This window comes from Elusimicrobiota bacterium, from assembly GCA_016182905.1.
GTDB lineage: Bacteria > Elusimicrobiota > Elusimicrobia > UBA1565 > UBA9628 > GWA2-66-18.
Genome location: JACPFR010000052.1, coordinates 59,027 through 74,199, shown reverse-complemented (window position 1 = coordinate 74,199; position 15,173 = coordinate 59,027). Strand labels below are relative to the sequence as shown.

The following is a 15,173-nucleotide window of genomic DNA, read 5'->3' as shown; positions in this document are numbered from 1 at the left end:
GCATGTAACGAACGAATGACGGGAAATATCGTACAATAGTTCGATGACGCCCGAGCAGGTCCTCAAAGACGTCTTCGGCTACCCTTCCTTTCGCCCCGGTCAAAGGGAGATCATCGACGCCGTCCTGGCCGGGCGCGACTGCGTCGGCGTGATGCCCACCGGCGCGGGCAAGTCCCTGACCTACCAGATCCCGGCCCGCCTATTAAAAGGCGTGACCTTGGTCGTCAGCCCGCTGATCTCCCTGATGAAGGACCAAGTGGACGCCGCGGTGTCGGTCGGCCTGCGGGCGACTTTCCTCAACTCGAGCCTCACGCCGGACGAGCGGCGGGAGCGCATCGACGGCCTCCAGCGCGGCGATTACGAGCTCGTGTACGCCGCGCCGGAAGGCCTGGAAGCGGGGGCGGGGGCGGCGCTGTCCGGAGCGAAGCTCGCGATGATCGCGGTGGACGAGGCCCATTGCATCAGCCAGTGGGGGCACGATTTCAGACCGGCGTACCGGAACCTGAAGGGCCTCAAGGAAAGGTACGGAGTACCCATATTGGCTCTGACGGCCACGGCAACGTTGCCTGTCACCAACGACATCGTCGAGCAGCTCGCCATGGCCGAGCCTCTCCGCGTCAGAGGCTCGTTCTTCCGTCCCAACCTTCACCTGTCCGCTTATCTCAAGACCGGGGAGAAGGCCGCGCCGCGGCCCGGGACGGTCAACGACACGAAGAACTCGATCCTGCGGCTCGTGCAGGGGCGCAAGGGGCAGAGCGGCATCGTGTATTGCCTGTCGCGGAAGTCGGTCGAGTCGATGGCCGAGTTCCTGTCGGGACGGGGCATCAAGGCCCTGGCCTACCACGCGGGCATGGAGTCCTCCCAGCGAGAGCACGTTCAGGACGCCTTCAAATCCGACGACGCCGACGTGATCGTCGCGACCGTCGCCTTCGGCATGGGCATCGACAAGCCCGACGTGCGCTTCGTCATCCACCGCGACATGCCCCGCTCGGTCGAGTCCTATATCCAAGAGGTCGGCCGCGCGGGGCGCGACGGCGCGCCGAGCGACTGCGTGATGTTCTACTCCTGGGCCGACGTGATGAGCTATGAGCGCCTGGTCTCCGACCTGGAGCCGTCCCAGGCCGAGTGGCACCGCTCCCGCGCGCGAGAGATGTTCCGCACCATCGACCGCCGCGCCTGCCGCCACCAGACGATGGCCAAGCACCTCGGCGAGGACATGCCCCCGTGCGGCGCCTCCTGCGACGCCTGCGGAGGTCTCGACCCCGTCGGCTCCGCGCCCGCCGTCGCGGCGCCGCGCAAGATGTCCTTCGGCGTCCGCGCCCCGTCGGAGACCGCGTCGACCTCGGCGGGCAACTCGATGTTCTCCAAGCTCAAGGCCCTGCGCAAGAAGCTCGCCGACGCGCGGCACGTGCCCGCCTACATGGTCTTCAACGACGCGACCTTGATGGCGATGTCCTCTCAGATGCCGAAGAACGAGGAGGAGATGCGCCAGGTGTCCGGCGTCGGCCCGAAGAAGTGGGTCGAGTACGGCGAGATATTCCTCGCCGCGCTGCGCGAGGGCTGAATCCGCCGCTATCGCGCCCGACTGTTTCCGGAAACAGTCCCGCGAGTCCGCTGAAGCTCGGCCGGTCCGTCAGCCGAACTTCAGCGCCCGCCGCTGCCTGATCGCGGCCACGCCCTCGGCGATGTCCGGGCCCTTGAAGGTGACCGCCTGGCCCTTCGCCTCGTGCGCGAGATAAGGCGTCAGGTCGCCGCCGATCCGAGTCTCGGCCTTGAGGATGCGAAGACTCTCGCCCGAGCCCGAGGCGACGCGCCCGGCGAGCTCGGCGCAGACCGCGTCGATCTCGCCGGGGACCGACGCCAGCGCGCAGGCGCCGCCCCAGGCATGGAGGTCCCGCCCCGAGAACAGGCGGCCCGTGAAGAGAAGGTCGCGCGCGCGGGCGTCGCCGACCGCGGCGCGCGCCAAGGGCCAGGCGGCCATGCCCGGGTTGAGGCCGAGCCGGACGAAGTTGAAGCCGAGCTTCGCGTCTTCCGCGACGACGCGCAGGTCGCAGGCGAGCGCGAGGCACAGGCCCGCGCCGACGGCGGTGCCGTGGATCTTGGCGATGGTGACCTGCGGGACCTCGCGGATGGACAGGAAGTCGCCGTAGAAGCGCTTCATGATCCCGGCCAACGACGCCTTCGGCCGCGTCCTGTTCTTCTCGATGAAGGCGAGGTCGCCGCCGGCGGAGAAGGCGTGGCCCGCGGCCTCGAGCACCAGGACCTTCGAGCGCTCGCGGGCGGCGCGCTTGACCGCGGCCGAGAACTCGCGGGCCATGTCCTCGGACATCGCGTTGAGCGCCTCGGGGCGCTCGAGGCGCAAGGTGGAGACGGACCGTTCGGTGCGCAGGCTGACGAGGCTCATCCGCCGATTATACTAGAATCGTCCCGTGAGCCTTAAAGAACTCGGGAAGCAGCTCGAGAAGCGGGGCAAGGAAGCCCTGCGCGCGACCTTGCTCCAGCTGGTGCCCAAGCCGCGGGCCCACGAGGGCCCGGCCGACCCCTCCAAGGTACGGCGCCTGCTCGCCGTGCGCCACGACGCCCGGCTCGGCAACCTGCTGCTGCTGACGCCGGCCCTGCGCCTGATGAAGGCGGCTTTTCCGGCCGCGCGCGTCGAGGTGCTCCTCTCCGACCGCTACGGGGATGCACTGAAGCATAACCCGTGCGTGGACGAGATCCTCACCGCGAAGGCCGTGCCCGGCCTGCGGCTGCGCGGCTACGACCTCGCCTTCGACTTCTCGCCGCAGCACGCCTTCTCCCTGTCGAGCGCGGTCTGGACGGCCATGTCGGGCGCGAAGCGCCGCGTCGGCTTCGACCGGGGGGACGCCGCCAAGTTCCTCGACGACCTCGTGCCCGTGCCGGCCCGGCGCGCCCACGAGACGGCCAACCTCGCGTCCTTGGTGCGCCACGCGGCGCCGGGCGTCTCCTTGCCTCCGGACGAGTCCCTGCGCACCGAGTATCATTTCGGGCCGGGAGAGAAGGAGGAGGGCGCGAAGGCCTGGGCGTCCTGGGGCCTCGACGAAGACAGCGTCGCGCTGTTCCTGGGAGCGCGCGCCGAGAAGCGGCTCGATCCGTCGTGGTTCTTCGACCTCGGCGAGCGCCTCGTCCGCTCCGGCCGCAAGGCGGTGCTGACGGGGGGACCCGCCGAGCGGAAGCTCTTGGAAGGACGGACGATACCGGCCGGCGTCAGCGTCGCGCCGGAGCTGCCCCTGCGCGCCTTCGCCGCGACGATCGTCAACGCGCGCGCGGTGCTCACCGCCGACACCGGGCCCATGCACCTGGCGGTCGCGCTCGGCGTGCCGACCGTCCAGCTGTTCAGCCACACCGAGCCCTGGCGCTTCGGCTACGCGCTCCCCGGGCACGCGCTGCTGGAGACGCCCGGACGGCACCCGACGACGAACGAGGCTTGGGCGGCCCTGACGGGCCTGCTCGCTAAAGCGGGCTGAGGCGCTTGATGTGGTCGGCGAGCGCGGCGTGCGCCTCGTCGACGGTCGTCTCCCGGCACGACTCCCACTCGGAGCACACCGTCCCGCCGTGGCGCGCGCCGCGGGGACGCCACACCGCCTGGGTGTAGCCCGCGTAGAAGCCGAACGTCGGGACGCCCAGGGCGGCGGCGAGGTGGGTCGTCCCCGTGATGTTGCACACGAACAGGTTCATGCGCTTGAGCATGGCGCCGCTGACGCCCAGGCGCGCGGCGGGAAGGATCGGCACAGGGCGCTTGAGCTTGGCGACGATGGCGGCGACCTTCTCGCGCTCGCCCGGGCCGCCCATGAAGAACAGCTTCACGCGCGCGTCGTCCAGCAGCCGGTTGCCGAGCACGGCGAACTTCTCCTCGGGCCAGCGGAAGGAGAAGCGGTCGAAGTTGCCGGGATGGATCACGACGCGGAAGGAGCCTCCGCCCGCGGGCGGCATCGCGGCCAGAAGGCGGTCGGCCTCGTCGAGGTCGGCGATGGGCAGGCGCAGCTCGGGGTCCTGGTCGTACGGCGCGTCGAGAGCCGCGGCGAGGCGGCCGTAGCGGTCCCACATGTGCTCGCGCTCGGCCGGAGCGGGCAGGACCTCGTTGAAGGCCCCGCTGCGGCCGGCGCCCTTGTCGAAGGCGAGGCGCCGGGGGGCGCGCGCCGCGCGGGTGATCAAGGCGGAGGTCTTCGAATAGGAGGAGTTGAGGTCGACGATCAGGTCGCAGGGCTCGGCGAGGAGCTTCCAGACGAACCTCAGGTTGCCGCCGACGCTCCCGGGCTTGCCGAGGACCAGCGACTCGTCGATGAACGGGATCAGGGGCAGCACCTGCGTCGAGCGCCAGCCGACGATCAGGCGGATGCGCGCCTTCGGCCAGCGGCGGCGGAGCGCGCGCAGGAAGGAGGTCGCGACGATGACGTCGCCGACGCGTCCGATGTACAGCGCGGTGATCCTCTCCACGGGGGGATTATATCACTCGTAGCGGAGCGCTTCGATCGGCGACAGCAAGGACGCCTTGCGCGCCGGCCAGAAGCCGAACACGATCCCCGTGCCGGAGGAGAAGACGAAGGCGAGCAGGACCGACTGAGGCGTGACGACCGCCGCCCAGCCCGCGAAATAGGACATGCCGAAGGCGATCGCCATGCCGAGCGCGATGCCGAGCAGGCCGCCGCAGGTGGACATCGCGACCGCCTCGATGAGGAACTGGATGAGCACCGCGCGGCGCGTGGCGCCGATCGCCTTGCGCAGGCCGATCTCGCGGGTGCGCTCGCTGACGGACACGAGCATGATGTTCATGATGCCGATGCCGCCGACGACGAGCGAGATCGCCGCGACGATGCCCAGCAGGAGGGAGAATATCTTCGAGGTCCCGGTCAGCGCGGCCTGGATCTCGGCCATGTTGCGCAGGGTGAAGTCGTCCTCCTTGTAGTCGGGCAGGCGGTGGCTCTTGCGCATCAGCGCGCGCACGGCCTCGATGACGGCGCCGGTCTGCTCCGGCCCCGTCGTCTCGATGGCGATGGTGCCCAGGTACTGCCGGCCGAGGACCTTCTTCATCGCGGTCTTCAGCGGCACGACGATCTTGTCGTCCTGGTCCTGGAAGCCGCCGGACCCCTTGCGCGGCAGGACCCCGATCACCCGGAATTTGACCGAGTTGACGTTGATCGTGCGGCCGACGGGATCGTCGTCGCCGAACAGGGCCGTGACGACGGTGGGGCCGAGCAGGACGACGCGCGCCATCTGCTCGTTCTCCTCGGGCGTGAAGAACCGCCCGTAGTAGGCCTGGGAGTTGCGCATGTCCGCGTACTCGGGCTCGGCGCCGGTCAGGTTCGTGTTCGCGTTCTTGTCGCCGTACACGACCTGGACGTTGCCGCTGACCTCGCCGGCGGCGCGCACGACGCCGGGGTGCGCCCGGCGGATCGCGGCGACGTCTTCCATGGAGAGCCGGCTGAAGGAGCCCATCGCCCCTCGCGCCCCGCCTCCCCCCGAGCGAGGAGACATCGGGAAGAGCATCACCAGGTTCGAGCCGAGGCTCGACAGCTGGGTCTCCACGGATTTCTGCGCGCCCTTGCCGATGGCGAGCATCGCGATGACCGCGGTGACGCCGATGAGGATGCCGAGCATCGACAGGGCGCTGCGCAGCTTGTTGGCGCGGATCGCGCGCAGGGCGGAGCGCACGTGCTCGAACAGCTCCTCGAGGGTGAGCTCCCGCACGGGGGGGACGGAAGCGAGCGTCCCGGCGGCCGCGGCTTTGCCCCGGCCCTTCCCGGCGCCGCCGCGCGGCGAGGCATTGCGCTCGTCGGAGACGACGACGCCGTCCTTGATCTTGATGACGCGCTGGGCGTACGCGGCGATATCGGGCTCGTGCGTGACCATCAGGACGGTGATTCCCGAGTTGTTGAGCTCGCTGAGCTTGTGGAGTATCCCCTCGGCCTGCTCGGAGGCGAGGTTCCCGGTGGGCTCGTCGGCGAAGATGATCTTCGGGCGGTTGACGAGGGCGCGGGCGATCGCCACGCGCTGCTGCTGGCCGCCGGAAAGCTGGTTCGGGGCGTGGTCCATGCGGTCGGAGAGGCCGACCTCGGCCAGCACCTCGGCGGAGCGCTTCTCCCGGCCGGGATCGCCGGTGTAGAGCATCGGCAGGGCGACGTTGTCCTGCGCGCTCGTGCGCGCCAGCAGGTTGAACATCTGGAACACGAAGCCGATGGTGCGCGAGCGCAGCGCGGCGCCCTCGTCGTCCGAGAGCGCGGACACGTCGAGGCCCATCAGCGTGTAGGAGCCCGAGGTCGGGCGGTCGAGCAGGCCCAGGATCTGGGTCAAGGTGGACTTGCCCGAGCCGGAGGGGCCCATGATCGCGACGAAATCCCCTTCGTCGACCGTGAGGTCGATGCCTTTCAGCACGTCGAGGCGGCCGCCGCCCACGAGGTAGGTCTTCGTGACGCCGCGCAGCTCGATGAGCGGAGGCATGGCGATCGGCCTAGCGCGAGCCGCCCGGCACGGCGGGAGCGGCTCCGCCCGCCGCGCCCCGCTTCGGCTTGGGCGCCGCGCCCTGCTGGGCGCCGCCGCGGCCCATGCGTCCGGGCAGCGAGGACAAGGGGCTCGCCTCGGGAGCCTTCTGGGCGACGTAGCGGCTCGCCCCGACCAGGACCTTTTCGCCGGCCGCGAGACCCTCGACGATCTCGATCTGATCGTCGGTCTCGATGCCCGTCTTCACCTCGCGCGTCTCCGGCTTCGCGCCCTTCTCCGCGGAGGGGATCGACACGGCGCGCTTGCCGCCGGGAGCGTCCTTGACCGCCGCGACGGGGACGAGGACCGCGTCCTCCTTGCGCTTGATCAGGAAGCTCACGTTCGCCGTCATCTGCGAACGGAAGAAGGGGGGCACCGAGTCGGGACGGACCTTGACGCCGTAGGTGATCACGTTCGAGACGTTCTTGCCCTCGTAGAGGATGTCGAACACCTTGCCGGCGACCGGCTTGTCGGGATAGGAATCGAGGCGGATGCGGGCCTTCTGGCCTATCCTGATCTTGCCGATGTCGGACTCGTCGACCTGCGCGTTGACGATCAAGGTGTCGGCCACCGCGAAGAGGACCGTGCCCCCGTCCACCGCCTGGCCGACGACCACGTTGCGCAGGATGACCTCCCCGGGGAGCGAGGCGAACACCGCGGTCGGCTTGTAGGCGTCCTCCCATTTCTTGACCGCCTCGGGCCCCTGCGCGCGCGCGGCGTCGAGGATGGCGTTGCGGTCGGTCGAGCTGATCCAGGCCACGACCTGGCCGTTGCGGACCTTGTCGCCCTCGTCGACGAGCAGCTTCTCGACGCGGCCGCCGACCGGAGGCTTGATCTCCACGCGGTTCTCCGGCGCGACCGAGCCCGTCGCGTCGATCGACTGCTCGATCGGGCCGAGGACGGCTTCGACGGAACGGCCCCGGTTCTCGCGTCCGGACTTCGAGGCCGCCGTCTTGTATTTCCAGACGCCTCCTCCGGCCGCGGCGGCGACGACGACGGCGATGATGGCGCGCTTCATGTCATTCTCCGAGCGCCCGTCCCAGGGCGCGGTGCCAGGCGGTCTCGGCGTCCATGGCGGCGCGTCTCGAGGAGAGGGCCTGCCTCTCCGCGGACACGCGCTCGGACACGATGCCTTCCCAGATCTCAAAGCTCATCAGTCCCGAGCCGTAGCGGACGTCGGCCTCGTCGTTGCGCTGCCGCGCGGCGGCGAGCAGGGCGTCCGAGACGAGCACCTGGTCCGAGGCGTCGGCGTAGTTGGACCAGGCCGTCTCGAGGTCGGACAACGCGGACTGGCGTGCGGCCGACAGGTCGGACTGCGTCCGTTCGTAGCCGAGGCGCGAGGCCTTCGTGTCGAGATACGCCGCGGCCGGGCCCCCGCCGAACAGGGCGTAGCTCAGGCTCGCGCCGGCGTTCCAGCCGTTGGTCCGGTTCGGGAACTCGGCGACGCCGGAGCGGGTGCGGCTGTAGCTCGCCGACAGGGTCGGCCAGAACACCGAGTTCGCCGAGTCGAGCGACGCCTTCGAGGAGCGCACGGACGCCTCCGCGATCGCGACGTCGGTGCGCAAAGGGAGGAGAGCGCGGAAATCGTCCGGACGCGCGGGAGGGGGCGCCGAGGCGAAGGCGCCGGTCGCGACGAAGGCCTCGAAGCCCTCGCGGCCGAGCTGGCGCGACATGTCGCGCTGGAAGGAGCGCACGTCGCGCTCCGCCGCGACCACGGCGTAGTCGGCCTGCAGCGCCTGGGCCCTCGCCCGGAGCATGTTGCCCTTCGATTCGCGCCCCGCCTCGTAGCGCAGGCCCACGAGCTCCGCGTCGTGGCGGCGGATGACGGCGATGCGGCGGGAGGTCTCGAGGGAGGCCTGGGCGAAGAGCAGGGCCGAGAAGGTCTGGCGCAAAGCCGCCCGCAGGCCGGCGGAGGCCGCGCGCAGCGACGCCTCGGCGGAGCTCAGCGCGGCCGAGGCGGAACGGATCGAGGCCGCCTTGCCGGCGCTGAACAAGGTGAGCCCGGCCGAGGCGCTCGCCGAGTAGGTCGGCTTGCGGGAGGAGTCGGACTCCGAGACCGAGTTCGACAGGGACAGGGACGGGAGGAAGCCGTTGAACGAGGAGTAGTACGAGGTCCGGCTGGCGTCCACGCTCAGGCGCGAGGAGGCCAGCGACGGGTTGGCCGCCGCGGCCGCGGCCACGCTGGCCTCCCACGTGAGCGCGCCGCCGTCGGACGCGCGCGCGGCGAGCGGGAGGAGCAGCAGCGCCGCGAGGGGGGCGAAGCTAGCGCGCATCGGGAGGGCCCGGCTCCGCCGGAGGCTTCTGCCAGCGGGCGCGCAGCTCCTCCAGCTTCTTCTTCTGGACGTCGTCGAGGAACGGCGACAGGTCGCGGTCGATCTCGGCGCGCAGGGCGGCCATGCGGGACTCCTCTTCGCGGCGGATGGACTGGAAGGCGGACTTCTTGGCGGTGAGGAGGGCGCGCAGCGCCTGGACCTGGTCGGGGCGCAGGTCCAATTCGCGCCGGAGCATCTTCACCACGCGCTCCGGCCGCGGGCCTTGGCGCCGCATGCGATGGGCGGCCGCGCGCTCCAGGCGCGAGCCGAGCCACACGCCCGCGAGCAGGCCGCCGAGGACGGCGATCAGGACGACGCGCCAGTGCCGGATCACGGCGCCGCCTCGAAGGCGGATCCGGCGTCCGCGGACGCCGCGGCGACGCCGAGCGGGGCGTCCTCGTCCGGGTCGGGCATCGCGATCGCGAACACGAGCCCGGCCAGGGCCAGGCCGAGCGCGGGGGCCAGCACCCGGGCGGCGAACCGCTCCCAGACCGGGACCGAGTCCGCCTCGACGCGGGCCATCACGCGGGCGACGAAGGCCTCGTTCGCGCGCGGGTCCGCGGGGACGGGAGCCTCGAACAGCGCGGCGCCGAGCCGGCGGAGGCGGCCGGCCTCCGTCCTGCAGGCGGAGCAGGCGTCGAGATGGGCCGCCACCGCCGCGCTCGCGGCGGGGTCGAGCTCGCCGTCGAGCCACTCGCTCAGACTCTCCCGGATCTTCTCGTGTGTCATGGCTTCTCCCTGATTAGACGATATCCGCGCCCGGAAAGTGTCGCGCCATCGCGGCCAGTTCGGCCCGCGCGCGGCGTATGCGCGCCTTCACCGAGTCGAGCGAGCAGGACATGGCCGCCGCGATCTCCTCGTAGGTCAGGCCCTCCGCCTCGCGCAGGGTCAGCGCGAGGCGCTGCTCGGGAGGCAGGCGCGAGAGCAGGCGGTCGACGGTGTCGCGGTCCTCGAGGGCCTGGGCCGAGGAGGGCTCGGACAGCGCGCGGTCCAGCGCCGCCGAGTCGGCCTCGCGCAGCGCCTCGAGCGAGTCGGTGCGGCGGCGGCCCGCGGCGCGCAGGACGTCGAGGCAATGATTGACCGCGATGCGGTGCAGCCAGGTGCCGAAGGACGCCTCGCCGGAATACCGGGAGAGCGCGCGGTACGCCTTCAGGAAGGACTCCTGCGCCGCGTCCTCGGCCTCGCCGGGGCCGCCGAGCGTCGCCGCGCACAGCGCCCTCACCCGCGGCGCGTGCCGCCGGACGAGCTCGGCGAACGCGTCGCCGTCGCCGGCCGCCGCGCTCCTCGCGAGCTCGCCGTCCGCGGTCTCCGTCATGCCCGGCTCAATGCCCCGCGTTCACGCGCTCGTCCTCGGCCCGCGCGGCCTGGCGCACCGCGCGGATCACCGCCGCGTGGGTCGACTGGGCCTTGCCGCTCTCGATGCGGACGAACAGGCTGTACGCGGCCGGAACGACGAACAAGGTCAGGAGCGTCGACACGCTGACGCCGCCGATGAGCGACAGCGCCATCGGCACGGTGGCCTCGGAGCCGGCGCCGCGCGCCAGCGCCGTCGGGACCGCGGCGGAGATCGTCGCGATCGAGGTCATCAGGATGGGGCGCAGGCGCACCGGGCAGGCGTCGAGCAGCGCCGCCCGGGGCTCGAGGCCCTCGTCGCGGCGCTGGTTCGTGAAGTCGACGAGCAGGATCGAGTTCTTCTTCACGATGCCCATCAGCAGGAGCAGGCCGATCATCGAGTTGATGTTGAGGCTCTTGTCGAACGCCCACAAGGTCAGGAAGGCGCCGGAGAGGCTGAACGGGAGCGCCAGCAGGACCGTGACCGGGTGGACGAAGCTGTTGAACTGCGCGCCGAGGACCATGTACGCGACGAGGATGCCGAGGACCAAGGCGAACAGCAGGCTCTGGAACGACTCCTTGAAGGTCTTCGACGAGCCGGAGAACACGAGGTGGTAGCCGTCCGGCAAGGTCTCCTTGCCCAGCTTCTCGATGTCGGCCAGGATCTGGGCCTGCGACTTGCCCGGGACGACGTTGGCGTAGATGCCGATCGCGCGCTCGCGGTCCTTGCGCGTGATCGCGAGCAGGGAGGGCTTCGTCTCGAGGCGGACGACCTCGGAGAGGCGGATCATCTCGCCCCGGTTGTTGCGCACGTAGAACTTGTTGATGTCCTCGGGCGCGAGGCGGTGCTTCGCCTCGGTCCGCACGCGCACGTCGTAGCGGCGGCCGCTGTCGGTGAACAATCCGGCGCGCACGCCGCCGATCATCGCGTTGATCGTCGTCCCGATCGACTCGATGGAGACGCCTCTTAAGTAAGCTTTCGCGCGGTCGGGATAAATTCGGACCTCGGGCATGCCGCTCTTGTAGTCGGTGTCCACGTCGAGCAGCGAGCCGGTCTTCTCCAGGCGTCCCTTGAACTCGACGGCGGTCTTGATCAAGGTGTCCCAGTCCGGTCCGCGGATCGTGAACTCGATGGGAAAGCCGCGCGAGGCGGAGAACCCGCCCTGGGACAGGTCCAGGATCAGGGCGCGCAAGGTGGGGATCGCGTTCAGGGCCTTCCGGGTGTCCTTCATCACGTCGCCCTGGGTGGTCGTCCTTCCCGCCCCGTTCAGCCCGCGGTCCGGGAGGTCCTTGAGCGTGACGAACAGCATGCCGGCGTTGACCTCGCCGCCCTGGAAACCGCCGACCGCCGAGTAGTAGCCGTCGACGGCCGGGTTTTTCATCATCCAGGTCTCGGCTTCCTTGAACTTCGCGTCGGTGTACTCGAACGAGGAGCCCACGGGCGTCTCCATGCGGATGAGGAACATGCCCTGGTCCTGCGCGGGCACGAACTCCTTGCGGATCTTCTTGACGCTGATCAGCGAAGCGGCGAAGAACAGCACGCCGAAGCCGACGACGGTCCAGCGATGGGCGAGCGTCCACTCGAGCCGGCGCCGGTACGCCGAGGCGCACCACGCGAAGCCCGCGTCGACCGCGCGGATCAGGGCGTTGCCGTGGCCGCCGACCTCGAGGAACTGGGAGCAGCGCATCGGGGCGAGCGTCAGCGCCTCGAGCAGGGAGAACGACACCGCCGCCGAGATCGTCACGCCGAACTGGAAGAAGAACTTGCCGATGATGCCCTTCATGAACACGACGGGCATGAAGATCGCCAGCACGGCGACCGTCGCGGCCATCGCGGCGAAGGTGATCTCGCGGGCGCCGAACACGGCGCCGGTGAGCTTGTCCTGGCCGAGCTCGCGGTGGCGCACGATGTTCTCCAGCACCATGATCGCGTCGTCGACGATGATGCCGATGGAGAGGGTGAGCCCGAGCAAGGTGAAGGAGTTCAGCGTGAACCCGAGGAAGTAGGTCACGATGAAGGTGCCGAGCACGGCGGTCGGGATCGCCAGCAGGACGTTCAAGGTGGAAGACCAGGAGCCGAGGAACAGCCAGCACACCAGCGACGTCAGCACCGCCGCGAGGAGCAGGTGGTGCGTGAGGTTGCTCACCGACTCCTTGATGAATTTCGTCGAGTCGAAGCGCACGCCGAGGCTCATGCCCTTGGGCAGGCTGCCCTTCGTCTCCTCCATCTTCTTCCGGATGCGCGTGGCGATCTCGACGGCGTTGGCGCCGCGCTGCTTGCGGATGCCGAGGCCGACGGCGCGCTTGAGGCCCACGCGAGAGATGCGGCGCACGTCCGCGAGGCCGTCCTCGATGCGAGCCACTTCCTTGAGCGCTATCGGGATGTGGATCGGGGCGCCGCCGCGCTGGGTTATGAGGAGTTCGCCGAATTGATTCGGATCGGATATCTCGCCGAGCGTGCGGACGTTGAACTCCTTGACGTCGGTCTCGATCTGGCCGGCCGGGACCTCGGCGTGCTCGCGGCGGATCGCCGCGAGGATGTCCTCCACCGTGATCTGCCGGGCGCGCATCTTGTCCGCGTCGAGCCAGACCCGGAGGTTGCGGGGCACGAGGCCTCCGAGCAGGACCTCGCCGACGCCGGGCACGGTCTGGAAGCGGTTCTTGAGGTGGTCCTGCGCGTAGACCATCAGGTCCTTGACCGGCACGTCGCCGGACAGCGCCAGCCACATGATGGGGTTGTCCTCCGGGTTGACCTTCGTGACGATGGCCGGGTCCATGTCCTTGGGCAGGCGCTGCTGGGCCTGGGCGATCTTGGTCTGGACCTCCTGCAGGGCGACGTCGATGCCGCGGTCGAGCTCGAACTCGATCGTGATCGTGGCGTTGCCGAGCTTCGACGAGGAGGTGATCTCCTTGACGCCCTGCACGGAGGTGACGGCGTCCTCGATGATGTCGACGACCTCGGTCTCCATGATCTCAGGCGCCGCGCCCTCCCACGAGACCGCGATGTTGACGATGGGGAAGTCCACGTCCGGCATCTGGGAGACGCCCATGCGGCCGTAGCCGATCCAGCCGAATATCATGAGGGCGAACATCAGCATCCACGCGAAGACGGGGTTCTTGATCGAAAGGTCGGATAAGGTCACAGAGAGCCTCCGGGGACGCCCGCGGCGACTTCGAGCTGCACGCGGGACCAGTATGCGTCGATGCGCGCCGCGTTCTGCTGCAGGCGCGTCTGCTGAAGGACGTTGAGGCTGCCGAGGACGTCGAGGTTCGTCACCTGCCCGAGGCGGTAGTCCTCGGCCTGGGCCTTGGCGTTGTCCTCGGCCAGCCTCGCGGCCTTGTCGAGCGCGGCGGTGACGGCGACCGAGGACTGGAGCCGCTGATGCGCCGAGCGGGCCTCGAGCTCGGCGAGGCGGACCCCCTCGGCCAGGGACGCGCGCCGGGCCTTCAAGCGCGCCTCCTGCTGACGGGTCTGGGCGCCGATCTCGCCGCCGGAGTAAAGAGGAAGCGAGCCGGTGATCGTCGCGTCCCATCTCACGTCGGAGGTGAAGCTGGGGGGGCGCTGGAAGTAGTAGTTCGCGTCGATCCCGATGACGGGCCAGCGCGCGCGCGCGGCGACCTTGACCGAGAGCTCCGCGGAGGACGCCTCCTCGCGCCGCGCCTCCACGTCGGCGCGGGCGCGGGCCTTCGCCAGGGCCGCGTCGAGCGGGGGGACCACCGCCGCGGACTCGGGGATCGGAGCCGGGGCCAGGCGCTCGTCGAGCCCGGTCAGGAAGGCGAGCTTGAACTGCGCCACCTGCTCCGCCGCGCGGGAACTCTCCAGCTGCGCGAGGTTCGCGGCGAGCTGGGACTCCGCGGCGAGCATCTCGCTGGGCCGGGCCCGGCCGACCTTGCGGAACTCCTTGAGGTCCGTCACGCGATTTTGGGTTATCGCGACCAGAGAGTCTCGGATCCGGATGTCGTCCTGCGCGGTGAGCAGGTCCAGGTAGGCGCGCGCGACGTCGCCGTACAGGAGCTGCCTGGCGCGCTCCAGCGAGAGCTCCGCGGCGCGGCCGAGGTCCTTCGACGCCCGGTACGCGAGGAACTCGCGCAGGCCGCTGAACAGCGGCTGATGAGCCGTCACCCAGCCCTGCTCGCGGTTGGGCTGGAGGAAGAAGTTGCTCGCGCCCTTGGGCGTGTGCTGGAGCGTCTCGGTGCCCATCAGCGAGACGCGAGGCAGCACGCGGGAGAATATCTCGTCGGTCTTCGCCAAGGTCTCCTCGTAGGTCGCGCCGGAGATCGCGATCTCCTCGCTGCGGGCGAGCGCGAGCTTGTACGCCTCGGGCAAGGCGATCGCCCGCCCGGCCTGCGCCGCGGCGGAGAGGGGGAGGAGGAGCGCCGCCGCGAGGAGGAGGGCCCGGCTCATACCGCGACCCCGCTGCCGCCGAGGAAGAACGAGACGACTTTCTCGGCTTCGCGCTCGAGCGGACGATCGTGGCCCTCGATGACCTTGCGCATGGTCAGGGTGCGGCACAAGCTGAAGAAAGCCCCGACCGCGAAGCTCATGTCGGAGACCGACTTGCCGCCGTCCTTGGAGGCGAGCGCGATGATGGCGCTCATCCGCGCGTGATTCGCCCGGAACTTCTCCAGCAGCTTGCCGCACGACTTGTCGCCGCAGCCCGGGAAGCGGCCGGTGCCCGCCTGCGCCATGAAGTCGCGGCTGTGGTCGAAATGGTTGAGCACGACCTTCGCGGTCGCGACGAGCAGCTCCCGGCCGGCGAGCCCGGTCTTGGGCAGCGCCTCGAGCTCGAGGCCGAGACCGTCCACGATGTCCGCGAACACGGCGGAGAACAGCGCCTCCTTGTCCTTGAAGTGGAGGAACAAGGTGCCCTTGGCGACGCCGGCCTCGTGCGCGATATCATCGAGCACGATGTCCTGGAAGCCGCGCTTGACAAGCATGCGGCGGGCGGCGGCGAGGATCAGGCGCTTCTTCGAGTCGGGGTCGCGGACGACGGGCTTGACGCTGGTCATGGCGATCTTCCTATTATGACTGAC

13 protein-coding genes are annotated in these 15,173 nt (G+C 70.0%); 2 read left to right on the top strand and 11 right to left on the bottom strand.

From position 1 onward, the window contains the following. The first annotated feature begins 43 nt into the window (after positions 1 to 43). Complete coding sequence (locus tag HYV14_15965) at positions 44 to 1,564, top strand: ATP-dependent DNA helicase RecQ (GenBank protein ID MBI2387485.1); 1,521 nt, start codon at positions 44 to 46, stop codon at positions 1,562 to 1,564. A gap of 69 nt (positions 1,565 to 1,633) precedes the next feature. Here HYV14_15965 and HYV14_15960 read toward each other — a convergent pair whose 3' ends face one another. Further along, on the bottom strand, positions 1,634 to 2,404 hold the full coding sequence (locus tag HYV14_15960; protein ID MBI2387484.1) for an enoyl-CoA hydratase/isomerase family protein: 771 nt from the start codon (positions 2,402 to 2,404) through the stop codon (positions 1,634 to 1,636). A gap of 25 nt (positions 2,405 to 2,429) precedes the next feature. On the opposite strand from HYV14_15960, the gene HYV14_15955 reads away from it, so the two are divergent. Further along, a complete protein-coding gene (locus HYV14_15955) occupies positions 2,430 to 3,485 on the top strand; it encodes a glycosyltransferase family 9 protein (GenBank protein ID MBI2387483.1) in 1,056 nt (351 codons plus the stop codon). Here the strand turns inward: HYV14_15955 and HYV14_15950 are convergent. The 10 genes from HYV14_15950 to HYV14_15905 are packed head-to-tail and all read right to left on the bottom strand — an operon-like array spanning position 3,472 to position 15,149. Beyond that, complete coding sequence (locus HYV14_15950; protein ID MBI2387482.1) at positions 3,472 to 4,455, bottom strand: glycosyltransferase family 9 protein; 984 nt, start codon at positions 4,453 to 4,455, stop codon at positions 3,472 to 3,474. The genes HYV14_15955 and HYV14_15950 overlap by 14 nt on opposite strands. Positions 4,456 to 4,467: 12 nt before the next feature. Beyond that, complete coding sequence (locus tag HYV14_15945) at positions 4,468 to 6,456, bottom strand: ABC transporter permease (protein MBI2387481.1); 1,989 nt, start codon at positions 6,454 to 6,456, stop codon at positions 4,468 to 4,470. A 10-nt stretch (positions 6,457 to 6,466) separates the two neighbouring features. Then, positions 6,467 to 7,513 carry an efflux RND transporter periplasmic adaptor subunit gene (locus tag HYV14_15940; protein MBI2387480.1) on the bottom strand — a complete coding sequence of 349 codons (1,047 nt, stop codon included), beginning with the start codon at positions 7,511 to 7,513 and terminating at the stop codon, positions 6,467 to 6,469. A gap of 1 nt (position 7,514) precedes the next feature. Then, on the bottom strand, positions 7,515 to 8,768 hold the full coding sequence (locus HYV14_15935) for a TolC family protein (GenBank protein ID MBI2387479.1): 1,254 nt from the start codon (positions 8,766 to 8,768) through the stop codon (positions 7,515 to 7,517). Further along, a complete protein-coding gene (locus HYV14_15930) occupies positions 8,758 to 9,141 on the bottom strand; it encodes a hypothetical protein (GenBank protein ID MBI2387478.1) in 384 nt (127 codons plus the stop codon). Before HYV14_15930 ends, HYV14_15935 begins: the two co-directional genes overlap by 11 nt. Then, complete coding sequence (locus HYV14_15925) at positions 9,138 to 9,536, bottom strand: zf-HC2 domain-containing protein (protein MBI2387477.1); 399 nt, start codon at positions 9,534 to 9,536, stop codon at positions 9,138 to 9,140. Before HYV14_15925 ends, HYV14_15930 begins: the two co-directional genes overlap by 4 nt. Positions 9,537 to 9,549: 13 nt before the next feature. Further along, positions 9,550 to 10,122, bottom strand: a complete 573-nt coding sequence (locus HYV14_15920) for a sigma-70 family RNA polymerase sigma factor (GenBank protein MBI2387476.1) — start codon at positions 10,120 to 10,122, stop codon at positions 9,550 to 9,552. A gap of 7 nt (positions 10,123 to 10,129) precedes the next feature. Continuing rightward, the gene (locus HYV14_15915; protein MBI2387475.1) at positions 10,130 to 13,282 is read right to left on the bottom strand and encodes an efflux RND transporter permease subunit; all 3,153 of its coding nucleotides are present in this window, start codon (positions 13,280 to 13,282) and stop codon (positions 10,130 to 10,132) included. Further along, positions 13,279 to 14,544 carry a TolC family protein gene (locus HYV14_15910; GenBank protein ID MBI2387474.1) on the bottom strand — a complete coding sequence of 422 codons (1,266 nt, stop codon included), beginning with the start codon at positions 14,542 to 14,544 and terminating at the stop codon, positions 13,279 to 13,281. The genes HYV14_15915 and HYV14_15910 overlap by 4 nt, the downstream gene beginning before the upstream one ends. Continuing rightward, positions 14,541 to 15,149 (bottom strand): TetR/AcrR family transcriptional regulator, encoded by a 609-nt coding sequence (locus HYV14_15905; protein MBI2387473.1) that lies wholly within the window; start codon positions 15,147 to 15,149, stop codon positions 14,541 to 14,543. Before HYV14_15905 ends, HYV14_15910 begins: the two co-directional genes overlap by 4 nt. Positions 15,150 to 15,173 lie beyond the last annotated feature (24 nt).

What these genes read in the sequence shown, in the direction of transcription:
- HYV14_15965 (MBI2387485.1), top strand. Translation starts at nt 44, where the DNA reads ATGACGCCCGAGCAGGTCCTCAAAGACGTCTTCGGCTACCCTTCCTTT.
- HYV14_15960 (MBI2387484.1), bottom strand. Translation starts at nt 2,404, where the DNA reads ATGAGCCTCGTCAGCCTGCGCACCGAACGGTCCGTCTCCACCTTGCGC.
- HYV14_15945 (MBI2387481.1), bottom strand. Translation starts at nt 6,456, where the DNA reads ATGCCTCCGCTCATCGAGCTGCGCGGCGTCACGAAGACCTACCTCGTG.
- HYV14_15940 (MBI2387480.1), bottom strand. Translation starts at nt 7,513, where the DNA reads ATGAAGCGCGCCATCATCGCCGTCGTCGTCGCCGCCGCGGCCGGAGGA.
- HYV14_15935 (MBI2387479.1), bottom strand. Translation starts at nt 8,768, where the DNA reads ATGCGCGCTAGCTTCGCCCCCCTCGCGGCGCTGCTGCTCCTCCCGCTC.
- HYV14_15925 (MBI2387477.1), bottom strand. Translation starts at nt 9,536, where the DNA reads ATGACACACGAGAAGATCCGGGAGAGTCTGAGCGAGTGGCTCGACGGC.
- HYV14_15920 (MBI2387476.1), bottom strand. Translation starts at nt 10,122, where the DNA reads ATGACGGAGACCGCGGACGGCGAGCTCGCGAGGAGCGCGGCGGCCGGC.
- HYV14_15910 (MBI2387474.1), bottom strand. Translation starts at nt 14,544, where the DNA reads ATGAGCCGGGCCCTCCTCCTCGCGGCGGCGCTCCTCCTCCCCCTCTCC.
- HYV14_15905 (MBI2387473.1), bottom strand. Translation starts at nt 15,149, where the DNA reads ATGACCAGCGTCAAGCCCGTCGTCCGCGACCCCGACTCGAAGAAGCGC.